A 15393-nucleotide genomic window follows, 5' to 3' on the forward strand; every position below is an offset into this window, starting at 1 on the left:
CAATAAATCCTCACAGGTTTGCACCTGAGATTCTATTGGTCACGTCGTCTTCTTTCATCCGGACTATACCGTCGGCTTTGGAATTGAACCAAATCTGCGAGCCAAATAGATGATTTCTACTTGGCTGGCTCGTGGGCTGATTCAGTCTGAGTCATTCAACTGAACTTACCACCGGTGGGGAATTACACCCCGCCCTGAAGCGATGTAACTCCATTATAGTGCTAAACATTTAGAAAAACAGGGGGAGTTTTAGAATGATCAGTTTTATACATAGAACAATTTTTGCTATAGCTTTGCTAAAGACCAACATTCTCTGCGCATGATTTCACTTAGTATGAGTTTAATGTTTGAAAATGAATACTTGAGAAGAACCATAAACATGAATAAGAAGTTTTTCTATAGTTTGCATGGTTTGAAATGATCAAGATAAAAATAAGAGTGAGGAGTTAGAATTGATCAAAATTCAACAATATGATTACCCTTGGAGTGCCGAAGCCTTTATAAAGCATCTGCAAGTTTTTGGTTTTACACTCATTGCGGTCAGTATGTTGTATTTGGTTGCCGCCAATTGGTTTATGTTGCCACAGAATATTCAGCTGGCTATTCCTCAGTTGTTATTATTCCTCAGTGCGGTTTGCAGCTTTTGGCTGACAAAACATGATTTTCTCGTGCAATGTTTACATAGTATCTGTGGGTTGATGATTGGTTTAAGTCTGGCTGTGATTGGTCAAATTTATCAAACGGGTGCTGACAGCTATTTATTATTTCTACTTTGGTCTGTGCTGCTTTTACCGTGGTTATATCGTCCGAATATCGGTGTATTTTTCCTTTTATGTATTACCAGCCAGTTGGCATTGTTTCTATTTTTTATCCAAACCTTTTGGGGAGATCAATATCCAGATCTCTTTTTAATCAGTATTCATGTATTTGCACTAATTCAATTCTATTTCTGCAATAAATATTATTCGAAACTTCGTTATTTATTCTTACTATGGTTTGCCATTCTCTCGGTTTGGCATATGGCGATGTATCTCTATGCGGATAAAAGCATTCTTTATTTCACAGTGTCTTTTCTCTTGTTGGGCATTTTACTGGCTTACTATTATCAAAATAAAGATCAGCTATGTAGTGCACTTTCAGCCGTTGGCTTAGGCATTAGCTTTACCTTGATCATTGTGAAGGCGGTGACGGAGTGGTTTGGTCAGAATGAAATTTTTGAATTATTTTTTATCGCACTGATTATTTTTGCGTGGTTTGCTTTCATCACTTACATGTTGATTAAATTTATTCCACATAGTCGGTTCAATTCTATTCCCCTTGCTGTGGGAGCTTGGATTGCGGGCATCGTCTTTGCTACGTTGATGCTGACCTTTTGGGGGAATTTCTCTTTGCTTATGGGTGTTGTCTTTGTGGCTTTGGCGGCTTACTTATTGAAAGCTAAACAAAGTTTATTTTTAAGACAATTCGCTTATTGTCTCTGGGTTGCAGGACAAATTGCGGTCATCTTTCACACCGTTGATTTAATGAATCAAATTCTTCCTATTCTATTTTTACAATTGGCGATGCTAGTGCTCGCTTATTTCATGCGAACACATTGGTTCTTTGTCTTTGTTCAAATTTTGGGTTTATATGCAGCAGGTGTGGCGTGTATTTGGGATATTAATGCACATCTCAGTTGGCGTAATATTGTTGAAAATTTTGTTTATTTAGCACTTTGGAATTATGTTTTTTATCTGGGAATTCTGGCCATAAAATTCATACAGCCAATCGAATATCAACGTAGTTTATTGCTTTCTGCACTTGGGATTATTCTATTTTCCATGGGTTTTTATACTTTATTTGGGAAATACGAATTAGCGAAAATTGAGCACATTCCGATATTGGCTTTTGGCTTACCGATTTTATGGTTTGTGCTTTTTGTCTTTTTACATATTCAAAAGCAGTTTCATTTATTTGCTCATTTTATTTTGACTACTTTTGCAGTAGGGCTGATTTTTTATGGTTATTTCGATATTTTTATTTGTTTGGCCATCATTTCATGGGCATTAAAAACACAAGATAAAGTGATCTATGGATTTGCGCTGGCAACTTTCGCTTTAATTTTAGGGTTTTTATATTATTCCCTTGACGTGACCTTTCTAATTAAAAGTTTAAGCATGTTCTTGTCAGGTCTGATGTTGCTCTTGCTGACATTGAGCTTGATGCTATTTAAGCAAAAAGAGGAGTTCGGCATATGAAGAAAATGATTCCTCTTGCTTTGGCACTACTCAGTATCGCGGTATGTTTAGGCTTAATTTTTAAAAATGAATGGCACTTAAACAATAGTCAAACCATGTATGTGCGCTTGCAACCTGTAGACCCGCGTTCGATTATCCAGGGGGATTATATGGCGCTGAATTATCAACTTTATTTTGCGCCTCAGCATTTGAGTCCAGAAAGTACCAGCCAAGCAAACATTAATCAAGAAGATCAGATTTTTTCAGGTCATTATTTTGATGAAGTGATTAAGAACAAGTCTTCAGTGCTCACTTATGTTGAACTCGATTCACAGAGGCGCGTGATACATAGTTATTTTGAGTTGCCGAAAAATGTTCGTACAGCTCGACTGATTTTACAAAACCCGAATAATCGCTATAGCGGACTTTATCCTGCGTCGAGAAGTTTTTTATTTGCAGAAGGTTTGGCGGATTGTTATCAGCAGGCAGAATATGCTGAGTTTAAAGTCGATGAGCAAGGCAATGCGATACTTACTGCATTGAAAGGTGATCAGCTACAAGATTTAGGCTGTGAGAGCAAACGAGATTGGTTGAGCGGGTTTCGTACTGCTCAGAATTGATACAATTGCATTATTCTGCTCATAAAAAAATCCGCACGCAGCGGATTTTTTTAATCTATTGGGCTTAAGCCACTTGTACTGGAATACAGTTTGCCATGTGACTTACAGTATTGTCTGGATTTGCATAAACTAAACGTGGTTTATGTGCATTTGCTTCAGCTTCTGTAAAATCACCAAAGGTAGCAATAATCATTAAATCGCCTACATCGGCCTGATGTGCTGCACCACCATTGACTGAAATGATGCCAGAACCTTCTTCACCACGAATTGCATAGGTACTGAAACGCTTACCATTAGTCACGTTCCACATGTGAATTTCTTCATATTCGCGGATACCGGCTAAATCCAATAAAAGACCATCGATTGCACATGAACCTTCATAATGGAGTTCAGCTTGAGTAACAACACAACGGTGGATTTTTGCTTTTAATAAACGAGATAGCATGGCTAGCGTCTCCTGAGTGGACCTAAGATCGTTATCTTATGGTTGAATCAATCTGAACTTGCTGGATAAGCAATCAGGCAAGCGCATTTTGCCTTTAAAATGACAGTATGGCAAGCAGCATGGTTCAACATTTTTTTGACTTATCAGTTTGGTTTGTAAGCATTGATTTGATTCATGGCAGGCTGAATCTCACCATTCACCAGCATTTTAGTGCGAGCCAATGCGTGATGGATTGCGTCATCCATTAAATTTTGTTCATTGCTTGGTGCTTTGCTTAAGACATGTCCTGAAACACGTTCTTTGGAACCGGGGTGACCAATACCAATGCGTAAGCGATGGAAGTTTGGACCGATATGAGGAACTATGTCACGCAAACCATTATGACCACCATGACCACCACCTGTTTTTAGGCGAATGACACCAGGGTTCATATCCAGTTCATCGTGAGCAATCAGTATTGCTTCTGGAGCAATATTGTAGAATTTAGCGAAGGGAACAACACTTTTACCAACAAGGTTCATAAAGGTTGTGGGTAATAGCAGACGGACGTCTTGACCTTCGATATTACCACGCCCACTCATTCCATTGAATTTTGGGTCTTTTTTAAGCGTAATGCCATATTGTTCTGCAAGGCGTTCAACAAACCAAAAGCCTGCATTATGGCGGGTTTGGGCATACTCAGAACCTGGGTTGCCCAAACCAACAATCAGTGAAATATTTGACACTAATTACACCAATAACACTTATGCGCGAACGAAGTCAGCGTGCATAGGCGTGTTTTTAGCTGGGTGACGTTGTAACGCTTTGATTTTAACGCTTTCAACTTTGTCGCCAACTTTGATTTCAACAACTTCTTCGAAGAAAGCGTTGTTTTCTAAAGCTTTAACAAGCTCACGAAGTTCTAAAGTAACAGCTACAGGTTCAGCAGCACCACCGTAGATGATAGCTGGAACTTGAGCAGCGTGACGAAGGCGGCGGCTCGCACCTTTCCCTTGGTTAGCTGCTTCACGCGCTTGAGCGTTTAATACGAAGTTTGCCATGATAGACATCCTTAATTTAAGTTTTAAATAAACTAGATCTGCGACCGACCTAGTGAGACAAAGCCCTGCACTGGGCAGGGCTTTTAAAATTCAGCGCTATATTATAGATAAGAATCAAACATTGCGCTAATAGATTCTTCGTTGTTAATACGACGAATTGTTTCAGCAACCATACTCGCAACTGAAACTTGGCGAATCTTACCAAGAGCTTGAGCTTCTTCAGAAAGAGGAATGGTGTCTGTAACAACCAATTCATCAATCACAGAGTTTTTCAAGTTTTCGATAGCTTTACCTGATAAAACAGGGTGAGTTGCATAAGCAACCACTTTGCGCGCACCAAATGTTTTCAATGCATCAGCAGCTTTACATAACGTACCTGCAGTATCCACCATGTCATCTACGATCACGCAGTCACGGCCTTTAACATCACCAATCAAGTGCATGACTTGTGATTCGTTTGCCTTTTGACGACGTTTGTCGATGATAGCAAGGTCAATATCGCCCATTTGTTTAGCAACAGCACGTGCACGAACGACACCGCCAACGTCAGGAGAAACCACCATGAGGTTGTCATGTGATTGTTGACGAAGGTCAGCTAAAAGCGCTGGTGTACCGTAGATGTTGTCTACAGGGATATCGAAGAAACCTTGGATTTGGTCAGCGTGAAGGTCGATCATTACCACACGGTCAATTCCTACAGTTGTCAGCATATCTGCGACAACTTTTGCAGTAATTGGAACACGTGATGAACGAGGACGACGGTCTTGACGCGCATAACCGAAATAAGGAATCACTGCGGTAATACGACCAGCACTTGCACGACGCAAAGCGTCAGCCATAACGAGGATTTCCATTAGGTTATCATTCGTTGGGGCACAAGTAGGTTGTACGATAAATACGTCTTTACCACGAACATTTTCAGTAATTTCGACAGCAATTTCACCGTCAGAAAATTGACCAATAGATGCAGCACCTAAAGGGATGTGCAAGTGGCTTACGACTTTTTGGGCGAATTGTGGATGTGCAGATCCACTAAAAACGACAAGATTGGGCATGAAGCACCCTTGGCGGTTGGCAATTTAGGAATTAGATGGCAGGGGTAGCTGGATTCGAACCAACGGATGCCGATATCAAAAACCGGTGCCTTACCACTTGGCGATACCCCTAATGCGGCAGAACTTTAATATTTTTGCGTCATTCTGTCAAGGTAAATTAACAGTAGAACAGCAAAGTGTTGCTCTGTCTTTTTTGGAAAATGGCAGGGGTAGCTGGATTCGAACCAACGGATGCCGATATCAAAAACCGGTGCCTTACCACTTGGCGATACCCCTAAATTTGATTACTGTAAAATGGCAGGGGTAGCTGGATTCGAACCAACGGATGCCGATATCAAAAACCGGTGCCTTACCACTTGGCGATACCCCTAGTACAGTCATCTACAGGTGAAATAAAATGGCAGGGGTAGCTGGATTCGAACCAACGGATGCCGATATCAAAAACCGGTGCCTTACCACTTGGCGATACCCCTATCAGGTAACGTAGAAATGTCTTATTGGTGATTCATTCAAGCTGTTGACCAAGTAAGCTTTACATGGTGCATTTGCAAGAACATCATCAATGTTCATATCACTCGTTACTTCAGTAAAAACACAAGCACCTGTACCTGTAAGTTTTGCAATACCGAACTGGTCGAGATATTGCATTGCTTCATCTACTTCTGGATATAAACTTCTTGCCAAAGGCTCAAAATTATTTCCAAAATCAGATGGCTTTAACTGATAGGCGCAAAATTTAGAGCTCTTCGTGTTTCTTGTCAATGTTTTTTGTGAAAAAAGCAATTGAGTGCTGATAAAACAATCAGGTTTTAACACAATGTATTGTTTTTGATCTAAGTCTATGAATGTTAAGTGCTCACCTATGCCTTCAGCCCATGCATTGCGACCATGGACAAAGATGGGAACGTCTGCGCCTAACTGAACACCCAAGTCTGCTAATTGCTCAGTATTTAGCCCGCACTGCCACAGTTGATTGACTACGATTAGTGTCGTCGCGGCATCCGATGAACCACCACCTAAGCCTGCACCCATCGGAATATTTTTTTCAAGACGAATGGATAAACCGGTAGCTGTTTGTGCATACGGCTTAAGTATCTGTGTCGCTTTATAAATCAAATTTTGACTCAAATCGACACTGTTTAAGCCTTCAATATGAATCTCTTGATCTGTACGGAGTTCAAACTCTAACCAATCACACAGATCGATCAACTGGAAAATACTTTGCAGTTCATGGTAGCCGTTTTCACGACGACCCGTAATGTGTAAAAACAAATTCAGTTTTGATGGGGCAGGGACACGGATCATAACGAGATAACTAGCGGTTTTGAATGACCATTGTAATACGGTTTTCTGCACCATTTTCAAGTGCTTGTTTTAAAATCAAGCGATTTGGCATATGGGCTTGTTCGTTATAGCTCAGCTCAACGCTCCAACCATCTTCAATGATCTGTACCGCTCGTTTGGCACTGTCACGTTGGATTTGTGCTTGAACTGTTGCGGGTTTGGCTTGAACCCAATTGACCAAATGGGTGATGGGTGCTTGCCAACCTGTTGCTGTTTTTAAAAGTTCTTCAGGAGTTTCAGCTTGGATGAGGCCAGTTTTAGCACTATTCAGGCTCACTTCACCTGGACGACCAGTAATTTGCGTTTTACCAACGCCTAAAATTCCACTGAGCTCGATATCAAACTCTTGTTGCTGTTGTACCCATGTGAAAAAAGCACTGCCTGTCTGTTCAGGCGTACGCACCCCAATTTTACCCTGTAAGCTAAAGTGTTGATCAGATTCGGTTTGTATGGTGTTTGGATCAAGCTGTGGTTTGGTAAATTGTTGACAGCCTGTTAGTGCCAAGCTACTTGCAGCAAGTAAGCTTAAGCTCAGATTTGAGAAAATACGCATAAAAACTATGAGCTCTTTTTCAGTTGTTGGGGTAACAATAAAGTATTGAGTTGATCCAATTGAGGATCATTTGGGTGTTTTTGTTTGAGTTGTTGTAACACAGTGGAGAATTTTTGCAGATCACCGAGCATATAAACTGAACGCGCATAACGCACGCCAATATTGACACTACCACTGATGAGGTAGGCTTTTTCTAAGACTTTGGCTGAAGTGCTAAAGTCATTTTGTAAGTAACAAATAAAGCCTAAGGTATCTAAGATGGAGGCCTGTTCGGGGGCATATTCTAAAGCATGTTCAACAAATCGACGTGCATCATCTAAGCGTCTGTTTTGCAAGGCTAAAGTATATGCATAAGCATTGAGGTAGGTAGGGCTATTGGGCTCAATACTTAACAGTTGATTGAGCAACTTTTCAAGTTTGTCTTTATCCGTATGTGGATCCAACATTAGCACTTCAGAATAGATCAGTTCAGGATCATCCGGTAAGTTTTTAATTGCCTCATCTAACAGTCGCATGGCTGCAGCTTTGTTATTCATGCGCTTTAAGATATCGGCTTGCGCCTGATACAAAAAGCTTGCATGTTGTGGATAGTTCACCCGTTCTTGGGTTAAAAAGCGCAAAGCATCATTGGGTTTTTTTTGCTGGGTATAGATACTGATGAGGCTGCGACGCGATACGGTATACAAGCTACCATCGACCAGACGATAGTAGGCCTTGGCTGTTTCAAAATGCTGTTTTCGTTCAGCATTTACCGCAAGATAGTAATAGGCTTCATTTTGATATTCAGCCGAATTACGTAGTTCAACCAAATATTTTTCCGCTTTTTCGTACTTCTTTAAGTCAATACTGGTTAATCCCGCAATAAACAAGGCTTCTTCTTGTTCAGGCCATTTTTTAATCAGGCTCTCAAGCTTGGTTAAGGCTTCATTTGACGCATTAATTTTAATCAGATATTTGGCTTCGGCTAAACGGATATCGACATTGTCGCGGTGTTTACGACTTGATTTTGCATACCAATTACGGGTTTCTTCCTCTTGGCCGAGTGCGCTGAGTAAGTTGGCCTTCATCAGAATGTAGCCTGTGACTTTTCCGCGCTTTTTTAGGGCTTTATTGATGGTGGTTAGGGCTTGCTCAAGCTGTCCATTTTGCGCCTCTAAACCTGCAATCAACGCCAAAATAGAGGGGTTGTTCCGCTCCTTACTCGAACGTAGCGCTTGAATGAGAATTTCTTGATCTTCAGGTTCATCAGGGGCAATCCCCGCAAGGATTTGCTCTAAATCGGCATTGGCATCAATATTGAGAATTTTATCGAGTGTTTCAGCCGCAAGCTCATATTCATGTGCTTTGAGTGCAATGTGCGACAAATAAAATAAGGCTGGAACATCGGTAGGCTCTTGCACCACCCAATGCGTTGCAATGTCGAGTGCGGCATGCAAGTCATTTTGTTCAAGGGCAATATTTAAAGCGCGTTGTTTAATGGTGGTGGAATTACTTTTAATCGCCAGCACAGTATAGTTGTGCAGAGCAGTCGCACTGTCTTGGTAAGCCAGTGCAAATTCGGCAATCATACTTTGTTGAATTGCATCATAATTAGATAGCGAAAAATCTCCAGCTGCTCTAAGATGAGCACTAGATGCCATGCTACCGACGAGTAAGAATGTGGTAGAATATTGCTTAATTCTCGCGCCGCTCAGTCGGCAATGTGTTTGACGCAATTTTTCTTGATCCAAGTAATGCTTTTTATGACACCGTTATTGCACAATAGCATAAATTTAGCGAAATGATGATCTGATATGTCTTTCTTTGCATTGGGTGTCAACCATCAAACCGCCTCCGTAGAATTGCGTGAGCAAATTGCATTTAACCCTGATAAGTTAACGCAACTGCTTGAGCAACAAGGCCAAAACCAAGACTTAAATGAAATGGTGGTGGTGTCTACGTGTAATAGAACAGAAGTGTATGCCATGTCTGAAAACTCAGATATGGTATTGAACTGGCTCGCCCAAGCAAATGGCATAGATGTTAAACAATTGTTGAATCATGTATACCGTTATGAAAATGCGCAGGCTGTCACTCACTTGATGCGCGTTGCAAGCGGTTTAGATTCACTCATGCTCGGTGAACCTCAAATTTTGGGGCAGGTTAAATCTGCACTATCTCTAGCGAAGACGGCTCATACTGTATCTCCTCATTTAAACCGAATTTTTGAATATGCCTTCTATGCGGCGAAACGCGTACGCTCTGAAACGGCTGTGGGTAGTCATGCCGTATCAATGGGCTACGCGGTTGCTCAGTTGGCATTACAAGTGTTTAGTAAGCCTGAAAAGTTGACGGTCATGGTGGTCGCTGCGGGCGAAATGAATAGCTTAGTGGCGAAGCATTTGGCTGAAATGGGAGTCGCAAAAATCCTCATTTGTAACCGTACCCGTGAACGGGCTGAAACTTTGGCTCAAGAAATAGCCCATCGTGTAGATGTTGAAATCATTGAATTTGATCAGTTGGCCAATAACTTAGCGCGTGCAGATGTCATTTCCAGTTGTACGGGAAGTTTACATCAGGTGATTCATTATCCAGATGTCAAAGCTGCTTTAAAAAAGCGTCGTTATCAACAAATGTTGATGGTGGATTTGGCTGTTCCGCGTGATATAGACCCGAAAGTGGAAAGTTTGGATGGCGTCTATTTATATGGCGTAGATGACTTACAGTCGGTGATTGATGAAAACCTTGCTCAGCGTCGTCAGGCGGCGGTTGAAGCTGAGGTGATGGTCAACCAACTAGCAACCGAGTTGGTGACCCAGCAGAAGGTTAATCTCGCAGGTGAAACCATCCATGCTTACCGTCAGCAAGGTGAACAGCTAAGACAAGAAGAATTAGATCTAGCGCTGGCACGAATTGCGAAAGGGGAAAAGGCGGAACAGGTAATGCAAGAGTTTGCACATCGTTTGACGCAGAAGTTGCTGCATCCAACCTCGATTATGCTGCGTGAAGCAGCCAAATCTGAAGATCCGAGTCATTTTGAACAAATGCAAACGTGTTTAAATGAGACTTTTGCTAAACGTCGTAAAACTAAAAAGTAAATCTAAATATAAAAATGTAATAGGTTTAAGTAATCAGTCTTAAGCCTATTTTTTTGGTCAATTCATTCAGTTTTTGACGTAGATTACGCGATTCAAGCAGGCTTAAAGGCGCTTTTAGTTTTTGGCGCAAATATTTTTCTTCAAGCGAGAGAGCATATTCACTGGCCAGTTTGTCGGCCATTTCAGGTGTTTTGGTCAGAACTTCAATATTGGTGCGCTGCATAATATCGGCAATTGCGTTGGCATAACGGCTACACGCACCCAGCACATAATAGGTCGCCAGTTCTTGGTCGTCGGGCAAATCATCAAAGATGCCATCTAAGACTTGTAGCACATGCGCTAAAAGTTCATCTTCAGGTAAATAGGCGCGTAGAGTTTCAAAGTGAATATACAAAAACGGATGATGGATCAGAACGGCGAGGGCGAAGTCTTCATCTTTGGTGCGAATATTAAAAGACAACGAGGCATCGTTGCTGACTTGAGGTGTCCAGCGACGACCAAAACCAAGTTTTTCTTTGAAGGATTGATTTAGCAAATAACGGAAAGAGCCCGTTTTGGGTAATAAGTCCGTCAGTTGACGTAACTCACTCATGACCTGACTTTTACCTTCAGGGCTGCTGATGTCATGGTTCTGCGTCAGATGTGCAAAGACAAAGTCTGACAGTAGTGGTGCCTGCTGGAGCAGTTTATTAAAGTTTTCAATACCTTCGCGACGAATCAGTGAGTCAGGGTCATGGTCATTCGGTAAAACAAAAAACTTCAGCTCGCGACCATCATTGAGTAAAGGTAGCGCAATTTCTAAAGTGCGGCGTGCCGCTTTTTGTCCGGCCACGTCACCATCGAAGGCGATGGTAATACGGTTGTTTTGTTTAAACAGAATATTTAAGTGTTCGGTGTTACTGGCAGTTCCTAAGGTCGCCACGGCACCTGCAATGCCATACTGCTGTAGCGCAATCACATCCATATAGCCTTCGACCATTAGCCAGTCTTGGGCTTTTTGTTTACGGCCTTCATATAAACCATAAAGCAATTGGTTTTTATGAAATACCTCAGAGTCTGGCGAGTTGATGTATTTGGGTTTAATTTCGTCATTTAGAGCACGACCACCGAAGCCCACCACGCGACCTTTGGCATCACGAATCGGAAATATGACGCGATCCCGCAGTAAGTCGAAGTCACGACCGTTGTCACTAGTACGAATCAGTCCGAGTAGCTTTAAGCCTTCGATATCTTGCGGGAAGGCTTTTTCTAAGTGTTGCCAGTCCTCAGGTGCATAACCTAAACGCCAATATGCAATGGTATCTCGGCTGAGACCACGCTGTTTAAAGTACTGCTGAGCAGCGCGACTATGCGGTAGTTGTTGCTCATAGTATTGCGCAATATTTTCTAACAGGTCGTATAAGTTGCCTTCTTGAACGGGGGCAGTGTTGAAGCCCTCGAAAGTATCAAAATCAGCGTAACCCTCTTGGTAGTCCATGGACTGAAATTCAGCAAAAGGATCATGCTCAATCTGAAACTCAGGTTGTGCTGGAGCTGGTTCAGCTTTCTTGTCCCCTGCGGCGACATCGACCTGTGGTTTTTTGACAGGTTTAGCTTCGCGCTTATACACCAGTTTTTTCGAGTCACGGTTATCTTTGGGAAGTTCGATACCTGTTTGACTCGACAAATCCTTCATTACATCAATAAAGCTACGACTGTCGATGTCCATTAAAAAACGAATGGCATTACCATTGGCCTGACAACCAAAACAGTGGAAATACTGTTTGTCACGATACACGTGAAAAGATGGTGATTTTTCTTGATGGAACGGACAACAGCCTGAATAGGTACGACCTGACTTTTTAAGTTTCACACGTTGACCAATCAGGTCGACAATGTCGGTCCGATCTAAAATTTGGTCAATGGTGTGTTGAGGAATAGCCATGTCGAATCGTCAGTCGCTGATGTTTTGAACCGTGAAAAGAAGCAGAGATGGAGGTTTTAAAATGCAAAAAACCATCGAATCTAGATTGTTTTGTATACCTTTTAGGCGTTTTGATCAAGCGGAAATCGCACAAAACAAAAGGGCAAGTATGATAACTTGCCCTTTCTAAAATAGCGAATATTTCAGAGGAATTATTCGGTTTCAGTAGTGATGTTTTGCTGTGTTTCAGGACGATCCAGTAAACCGAAGCTGACACGATTGGTAAAGCTGCGCTCTGTTGTTTGTTTCGGCTGTTCGATTTTTTCTTCAGAACTGTTTTGTTCTTCGCGACCAAACACACCTAAAGTCGCACGGTTGACCCAACTTGCTTCTTTACGTGCAGCACGTAAGTTCACTTCACCATTCGATTTCACTAAATTTGGATAATTTAGTTTCAAGACATCGGTATATTGTTGCGCAGTTTGCTTGTCGCCCAATTGGTCATACGAATAAGCAACAGTTGCTAAAGCTTCAGGCACTTGAGGGCTTTGTGGATAATGTTCAATCACCCATTGAGCACGCTCTAGTGCTGCGACCCATGCTTTACGTTTGATATTAAAACGTGCCGCATTCATTTCGCTTTCAGCCAACTCATTGCTGATAAACTTCATGCGCTGTGCGGCATCAACCGCATAAGTGCTTGAAGGGTAACGACGAATAAAGTCTACGAAGTTTTGATACGCCACTTTAAGATAGCTCACATCGCGATGTGCTTGCTTTAAAGAAGTATAACGAATCAAACCATCATAGTTTTGTTCCATATTGGCTACGCCACGGACATAGTAGGCATAGTCCACGTTTGGATGCTGAGGGTTCAAACGAATGAAACGATCAGCCAGTGCAATCGCACCTTCATAATCTTTCTGCTGAAACTTCACATAGAGCAGCTCTAGTTGAGCTTGTTGCGCATATTCACCTGTAGGGTAATAGGTATCTAATGCTTCTAAGTGTTTTGCAGCGTCGGTATATTGACCACTTTGCAGTGCTTTTTCTGCTTTTTGAATATAAACCTGTTCACTCGATTGTGGACCGGTATCTACCACTTCTTTCTTGGGATTGCTGCTACAGCCTACCATTGCAGATGCAATGCCAATCGTTAGAGCAAGCATTGTCATTTTATAATGTGGTAGCGACATAAAAATTCCTCTGTTAATACGGGCAATGAGCTACAATTGCGCTATTAAATCACTTTTATTTGAATGATCAAATGGCTCAAGCACAATCTTCCGATCCAAATTTCCCTGAAACCGATTTCAATTTACTTGAAGATTCTGAGGATGCAGATAACCATACTTCAAGCTCTACTGCAACACGTTTATCGTTGCAATTTCAATTGGATGAAACTTATCTCGGACAACGTATAGACCAAGTTGCAGCAACGATTTGGAGCGACTTTTCGCGTGAAAAACTCAAACAGTGGCTAAAAGAAGGCCATTTGTTGGTAAATGGTAACAGTGTCAAACCCAAATATAAATGTGAAGGATTTGAACTGTTAACCCTTGAAGTTGAGTTAGAAGCCCAAACTCGTAGTCTGCCTGAAGACATTCCGCTGGATATTGTCTATGAAGATGATGACATTATTGTCGTTAATAAACCTGTTGGGATGGTGGTTCACCCAGGTGCGGGCAATTCATCGGGTACGTTGGTAAATGCATTATTGCATCACTATCCAAAATCGGCAGAACTGACCCGTGCGGGTTTGGTACATCGTATTGATAAAGATACTTCTGGCTTGTTGGTCGTTGCGAAAAATTTAGAAGCGCAATTTTCACTGAGTAAGCAATTGGCGAAAAAAACGGTTTACCGTGTTTATGACCTGATTGTGTATGGCAATGTGATTGCGGGCGGCACGGTGGATGAACCGATTAAACGTCACCCTGTAGACCGTGTCAAAATGGCGGTATTGCCGGGCGGTAAAGATGCTGTAACACACTACAACGTGAAAGAACGTTTCCAACATTTCACCCGTATCCAAGCGCGTCTTGAAACTGGACGTACGCATCAGATTCGTGTGCATTTTAGTTATATTGGTTTTGGTTTAGTTGGCGATCCTGTGTATATGCCGCGTGTGCGCGTGCCCGCAGGTGCATCGGAGCTTTTAGATGAGACTTTACGTGGTTTCAGACGCCAAGCCTTGCATGCAGCAGAGCTCGGTTTGAAACACCCACGTACAGGTGAAGAAATGTTGTTTAAAGCGCCGTGGCCAGCAGACTTGGCGACCTTGGTTGATGTACTTCGTACGGAAAACAAAGCCTATTAAGTTATAGATGAATCATCATAAGGACAGTATATGCAATTTGTTCAAGGACTTCCGGCAGGTGTTTTTGTGGGGCAAACCCGTGTACATCATGATCGTGCTTTAGAGACCACTCAAACTGAATTACAAGGCTTTAATTTGGCTTTGCATGTACAGGATGATGCTGCACGTGTGCAACAGCATCGCATGATCTTGCTCGAAGAGTTTGCGGGCTATGGGGTCGATAAAATTACATGGATGACGCAAACTCACAGCACCATTTGCCGTGTAGTGAATGAGCAAATTGACTTTGATGCTCAAGTAGGGGATGGTTTGGTGACACAGCGCCCGAAGCATGCCCTGATGATGATGACAGCCGATTGTTTGCCAGTGGTTTTAGGCAATGCGGATGGAACTGAAGTGGCCAATTTGCATGCAGGTTGGCGTGGGTTGGCGCATGGCATTATTGAAAATACCATTGCCAGTATGAATACTCAGCCGACATGGGCTTGGTTGGGTGCGGCTATTAGCCAACCTTGTTTTGAAATTGGGGCGGAAGTAAAAGAAGCTTTTTGTTCAAAGTATGCTGAGCTTGAGTCTGCATTTCAAACAGGTGCACAAGCTGGAAAATATTATGCTGACTTATATGCGATCGCAAAATTCATTCTAAAAAAGCACGGGGTTGAAGTGGTTTTTGGCGGTGATCAGTGTTCATTTAGCCAGTCGAATGAGTACTTTTCGTATCGCCGTCATGCCAAAACTGGGCGTATGGCGACCTTTGTGTTTATGCAATAGTTTGGGTTTTTGATCAAGTGCTTGGCTGTTTTAATCCTTGCACTTACTC

Annotated in this window: 14 protein-coding genes, 4 tRNA genes and 1 riboswitch; of the genes, 5 read left to right on the forward strand and 13 right to left on the reverse strand. The window is 42.1% G+C overall.

What is annotated here, in order from left to right; genetic code table 11:
- Positions 1–42 precede the first annotated feature (42 nt).
- A riboswitch (FMN riboswitch) is annotated at positions 43–205 on the reverse strand.
- A 247-nt stretch (positions 206–452) separates the two neighbouring features.
- Together JZ787_RS04605 and JZ787_RS04610 are read left to right on the forward strand one after the other, a co-directional pair.
- Positions 453–2237 (forward strand): DUF2157 domain-containing protein, encoded by a 1785-nt coding sequence (locus JZ787_RS04605; protein WP_346311787.1) that lies wholly within the window; start codon positions 453–455, stop codon positions 2235–2237.
- Entirely contained in the window at positions 2234–2836 is a 603-nt protein-coding gene (locus JZ787_RS04610) for a GDYXXLXY domain-containing protein (protein WP_346311788.1), read from the forward strand. The genes JZ787_RS04605 and JZ787_RS04610 overlap by 4 nt, the downstream gene beginning before the upstream one ends.
- Positions 2837–2900: 64 nt before the next feature.
- On the opposite strand, the gene panD is transcribed toward JZ787_RS04610, so the two are convergent.
- The 11 genes from panD to JZ787_RS04665 form a co-directional block, all read right to left on the reverse strand.
- Complete coding sequence (gene panD / locus JZ787_RS04615; RefSeq protein ID WP_004695506.1) at positions 2901–3281, reverse strand: aspartate 1-decarboxylase; 381 nt, start codon at positions 3279–3281, stop codon at positions 2901–2903.
- A 143-nt stretch (positions 3282–3424) separates the two neighbouring features.
- Complete coding sequence (gene pth / locus JZ787_RS04620) at positions 3425–4006, reverse strand: aminoacyl-tRNA hydrolase (protein ID WP_004695508.1); 582 nt, start codon at positions 4004–4006, stop codon at positions 3425–3427.
- Between the two features lie 18 nt (positions 4007–4024).
- A complete protein-coding gene (gene rplY, locus JZ787_RS04625; RefSeq protein WP_004695511.1) occupies positions 4025–4321 on the reverse strand; it encodes a 50S ribosomal protein L25 in 297 nt (98 codons plus the stop codon).
- A 101-nt stretch (positions 4322–4422) separates the two neighbouring features.
- Positions 4423–5376 carry a ribose-phosphate pyrophosphokinase gene (locus tag JZ787_RS04630; RefSeq protein ID WP_004695513.1) on the reverse strand — a complete coding sequence of 318 codons (954 nt, stop codon included), beginning with the start codon at positions 5374–5376 and terminating at the stop codon, positions 4423–4425.
- A 36-nt stretch (positions 5377–5412) separates the two neighbouring features.
- Positions 5413–5487, reverse strand: a tRNA-Gln gene (locus JZ787_RS04635).
- A 90-nt stretch (positions 5488–5577) separates the two neighbouring features.
- Positions 5578–5652, reverse strand: a tRNA-Gln gene (locus JZ787_RS04640).
- A 19-nt stretch (positions 5653–5671) separates the two neighbouring features.
- Positions 5672–5746, reverse strand: a tRNA-Gln gene (locus JZ787_RS04645).
- A 28-nt stretch (positions 5747–5774) separates the two neighbouring features.
- A tRNA-Gln gene (locus tag JZ787_RS04650) sits at positions 5775–5849 on the reverse strand.
- 1 nt (position 5850) lies between these two features.
- Complete coding sequence (gene ispE / locus JZ787_RS04655; protein WP_195728183.1) at positions 5851–6681, reverse strand: 4-(cytidine 5'-diphospho)-2-C-methyl-D-erythritol kinase; 831 nt, start codon at positions 6679–6681, stop codon at positions 5851–5853.
- 10 nt (positions 6682–6691) lie between these two features.
- The gene (gene lolB, locus JZ787_RS04660; RefSeq protein WP_004695517.1) at positions 6692–7273 is read right to left on the reverse strand and encodes a lipoprotein insertase outer membrane protein LolB; all 582 of its coding nucleotides are present in this window, start codon (positions 7271–7273) and stop codon (positions 6692–6694) included.
- A 5-nt stretch (positions 7274–7278) separates the two neighbouring features.
- Positions 7279–8988 (reverse strand): hypothetical protein, encoded by a 1710-nt coding sequence (locus JZ787_RS04665; protein ID WP_346311789.1) that lies wholly within the window; start codon positions 8986–8988, stop codon positions 7279–7281.
- Between the two features lie 78 nt (positions 8989–9066).
- Here JZ787_RS04665 and hemA point away from each other — a divergent pair, with 78 nt between their 5' ends.
- Positions 9067–10350 (forward strand): glutamyl-tRNA reductase, encoded by a 1284-nt coding sequence (gene hemA, locus JZ787_RS04670; RefSeq protein ID WP_346311790.1) that lies wholly within the window; start codon positions 9067–9069, stop codon positions 10348–10350.
- Positions 10351–10375: 25 nt separating this feature from the next.
- On the opposite strand, the gene JZ787_RS04675 is transcribed toward hemA, so the two are convergent.
- Positions 10376–12274 (reverse strand): DNA primase, encoded by a 1899-nt coding sequence (locus JZ787_RS04675; RefSeq protein WP_346311791.1) that lies wholly within the window; start codon positions 12272–12274, stop codon positions 10376–10378.
- A gap of 191 nt (positions 12275–12465) precedes the next feature.
- On the reverse strand, positions 12466–13449 hold the full coding sequence (locus tag JZ787_RS04680; RefSeq protein ID WP_168158167.1) for an outer membrane protein assembly factor BamD: 984 nt from the start codon (positions 13447–13449) through the stop codon (positions 12466–12468).
- 71 nt (positions 13450–13520) lie between these two features.
- Between JZ787_RS04680 and rluD the strand changes: the two genes are divergently transcribed.
- Both rluD and pgeF read left to right on the forward strand, forming a co-directional pair.
- The gene (gene rluD, locus JZ787_RS04685; protein ID WP_346311792.1) at positions 13521–14573 is read left to right on the forward strand and encodes a 23S rRNA pseudouridine(1911/1915/1917) synthase RluD; all 1053 of its coding nucleotides are present in this window, start codon (positions 13521–13523) and stop codon (positions 14571–14573) included.
- Between the two features lie 30 nt (positions 14574–14603).
- Positions 14604–15344, forward strand: coding sequence for a peptidoglycan editing factor PgeF (gene pgeF / locus JZ787_RS04690; protein ID WP_346311793.1), 741 nt, complete (start codon positions 14604–14606; stop codon positions 15342–15344).
- The last annotated feature ends 49 nt before the right edge of the window (positions 15345–15393 follow it).

It is taken from the genome of Acinetobacter sp. BWR-L5, from assembly GCF_039655985.1.
In the GTDB taxonomy this organism is placed as follows: Bacteria; Pseudomonadota; Gammaproteobacteria; order Pseudomonadales; family Moraxellaceae; genus Acinetobacter; species Acinetobacter johnsonii.

What these genes read in the sequence shown, in the direction of transcription:
- pgeF (WP_346311793.1), top strand. Translation starts at nt 14,604, where the DNA reads ATGCAATTTGTTCAAGGACTTCCGGCAGGTGTTTTTGTGGGGCAAACC.
- lolB (WP_004695517.1), bottom strand. Translation starts at nt 7,273, where the DNA reads ATGCGTATTTTCTCAAATCTGAGCTTAAGCTTACTTGCTGCAAGTAGC.
- panD (WP_004695506.1), bottom strand. Translation starts at nt 3,281, where the DNA reads ATGCTATCTCGTTTATTAAAAGCAAAAATCCACCGTTGTGTTGTTACT.
- rplY (WP_004695511.1), bottom strand. Translation starts at nt 4,321, where the DNA reads ATGGCAAACTTCGTATTAAACGCTCAAGCGCGTGAAGCAGCTAACCAA.
- JZ787_RS04675 (WP_346311791.1), bottom strand. Translation starts at nt 12,274, where the DNA reads ATGGCTATTCCTCAACACACCATTGACCAAATTTTAGATCGGACCGAC.
- JZ787_RS04610 (WP_346311788.1), top strand. Translation starts at nt 2,234, where the DNA reads ATGAAGAAAATGATTCCTCTTGCTTTGGCACTACTCAGTATCGCGGTA.
- JZ787_RS04680 (WP_168158167.1), bottom strand. Translation starts at nt 13,449, where the DNA reads ATGTCGCTACCACATTATAAAATGACAATGCTTGCTCTAACGATTGGC.
- JZ787_RS04630 (WP_004695513.1), bottom strand. Translation starts at nt 5,376, where the DNA reads ATGCCCAATCTTGTCGTTTTTAGTGGATCTGCACATCCACAATTCGCC.
- hemA (WP_346311790.1), top strand. Translation starts at nt 9,067, where the DNA reads ATGTCTTTCTTTGCATTGGGTGTCAACCATCAAACCGCCTCCGTAGAA.
- ispE (WP_195728183.1), bottom strand. Translation starts at nt 6,681, where the DNA reads ATGATCCGTGTCCCTGCCCCATCAAAACTGAATTTGTTTTTACACATT.
- rluD (WP_346311792.1), top strand. Translation starts at nt 13,521, where the DNA reads ATGGCTCAAGCACAATCTTCCGATCCAAATTTCCCTGAAACCGATTTC.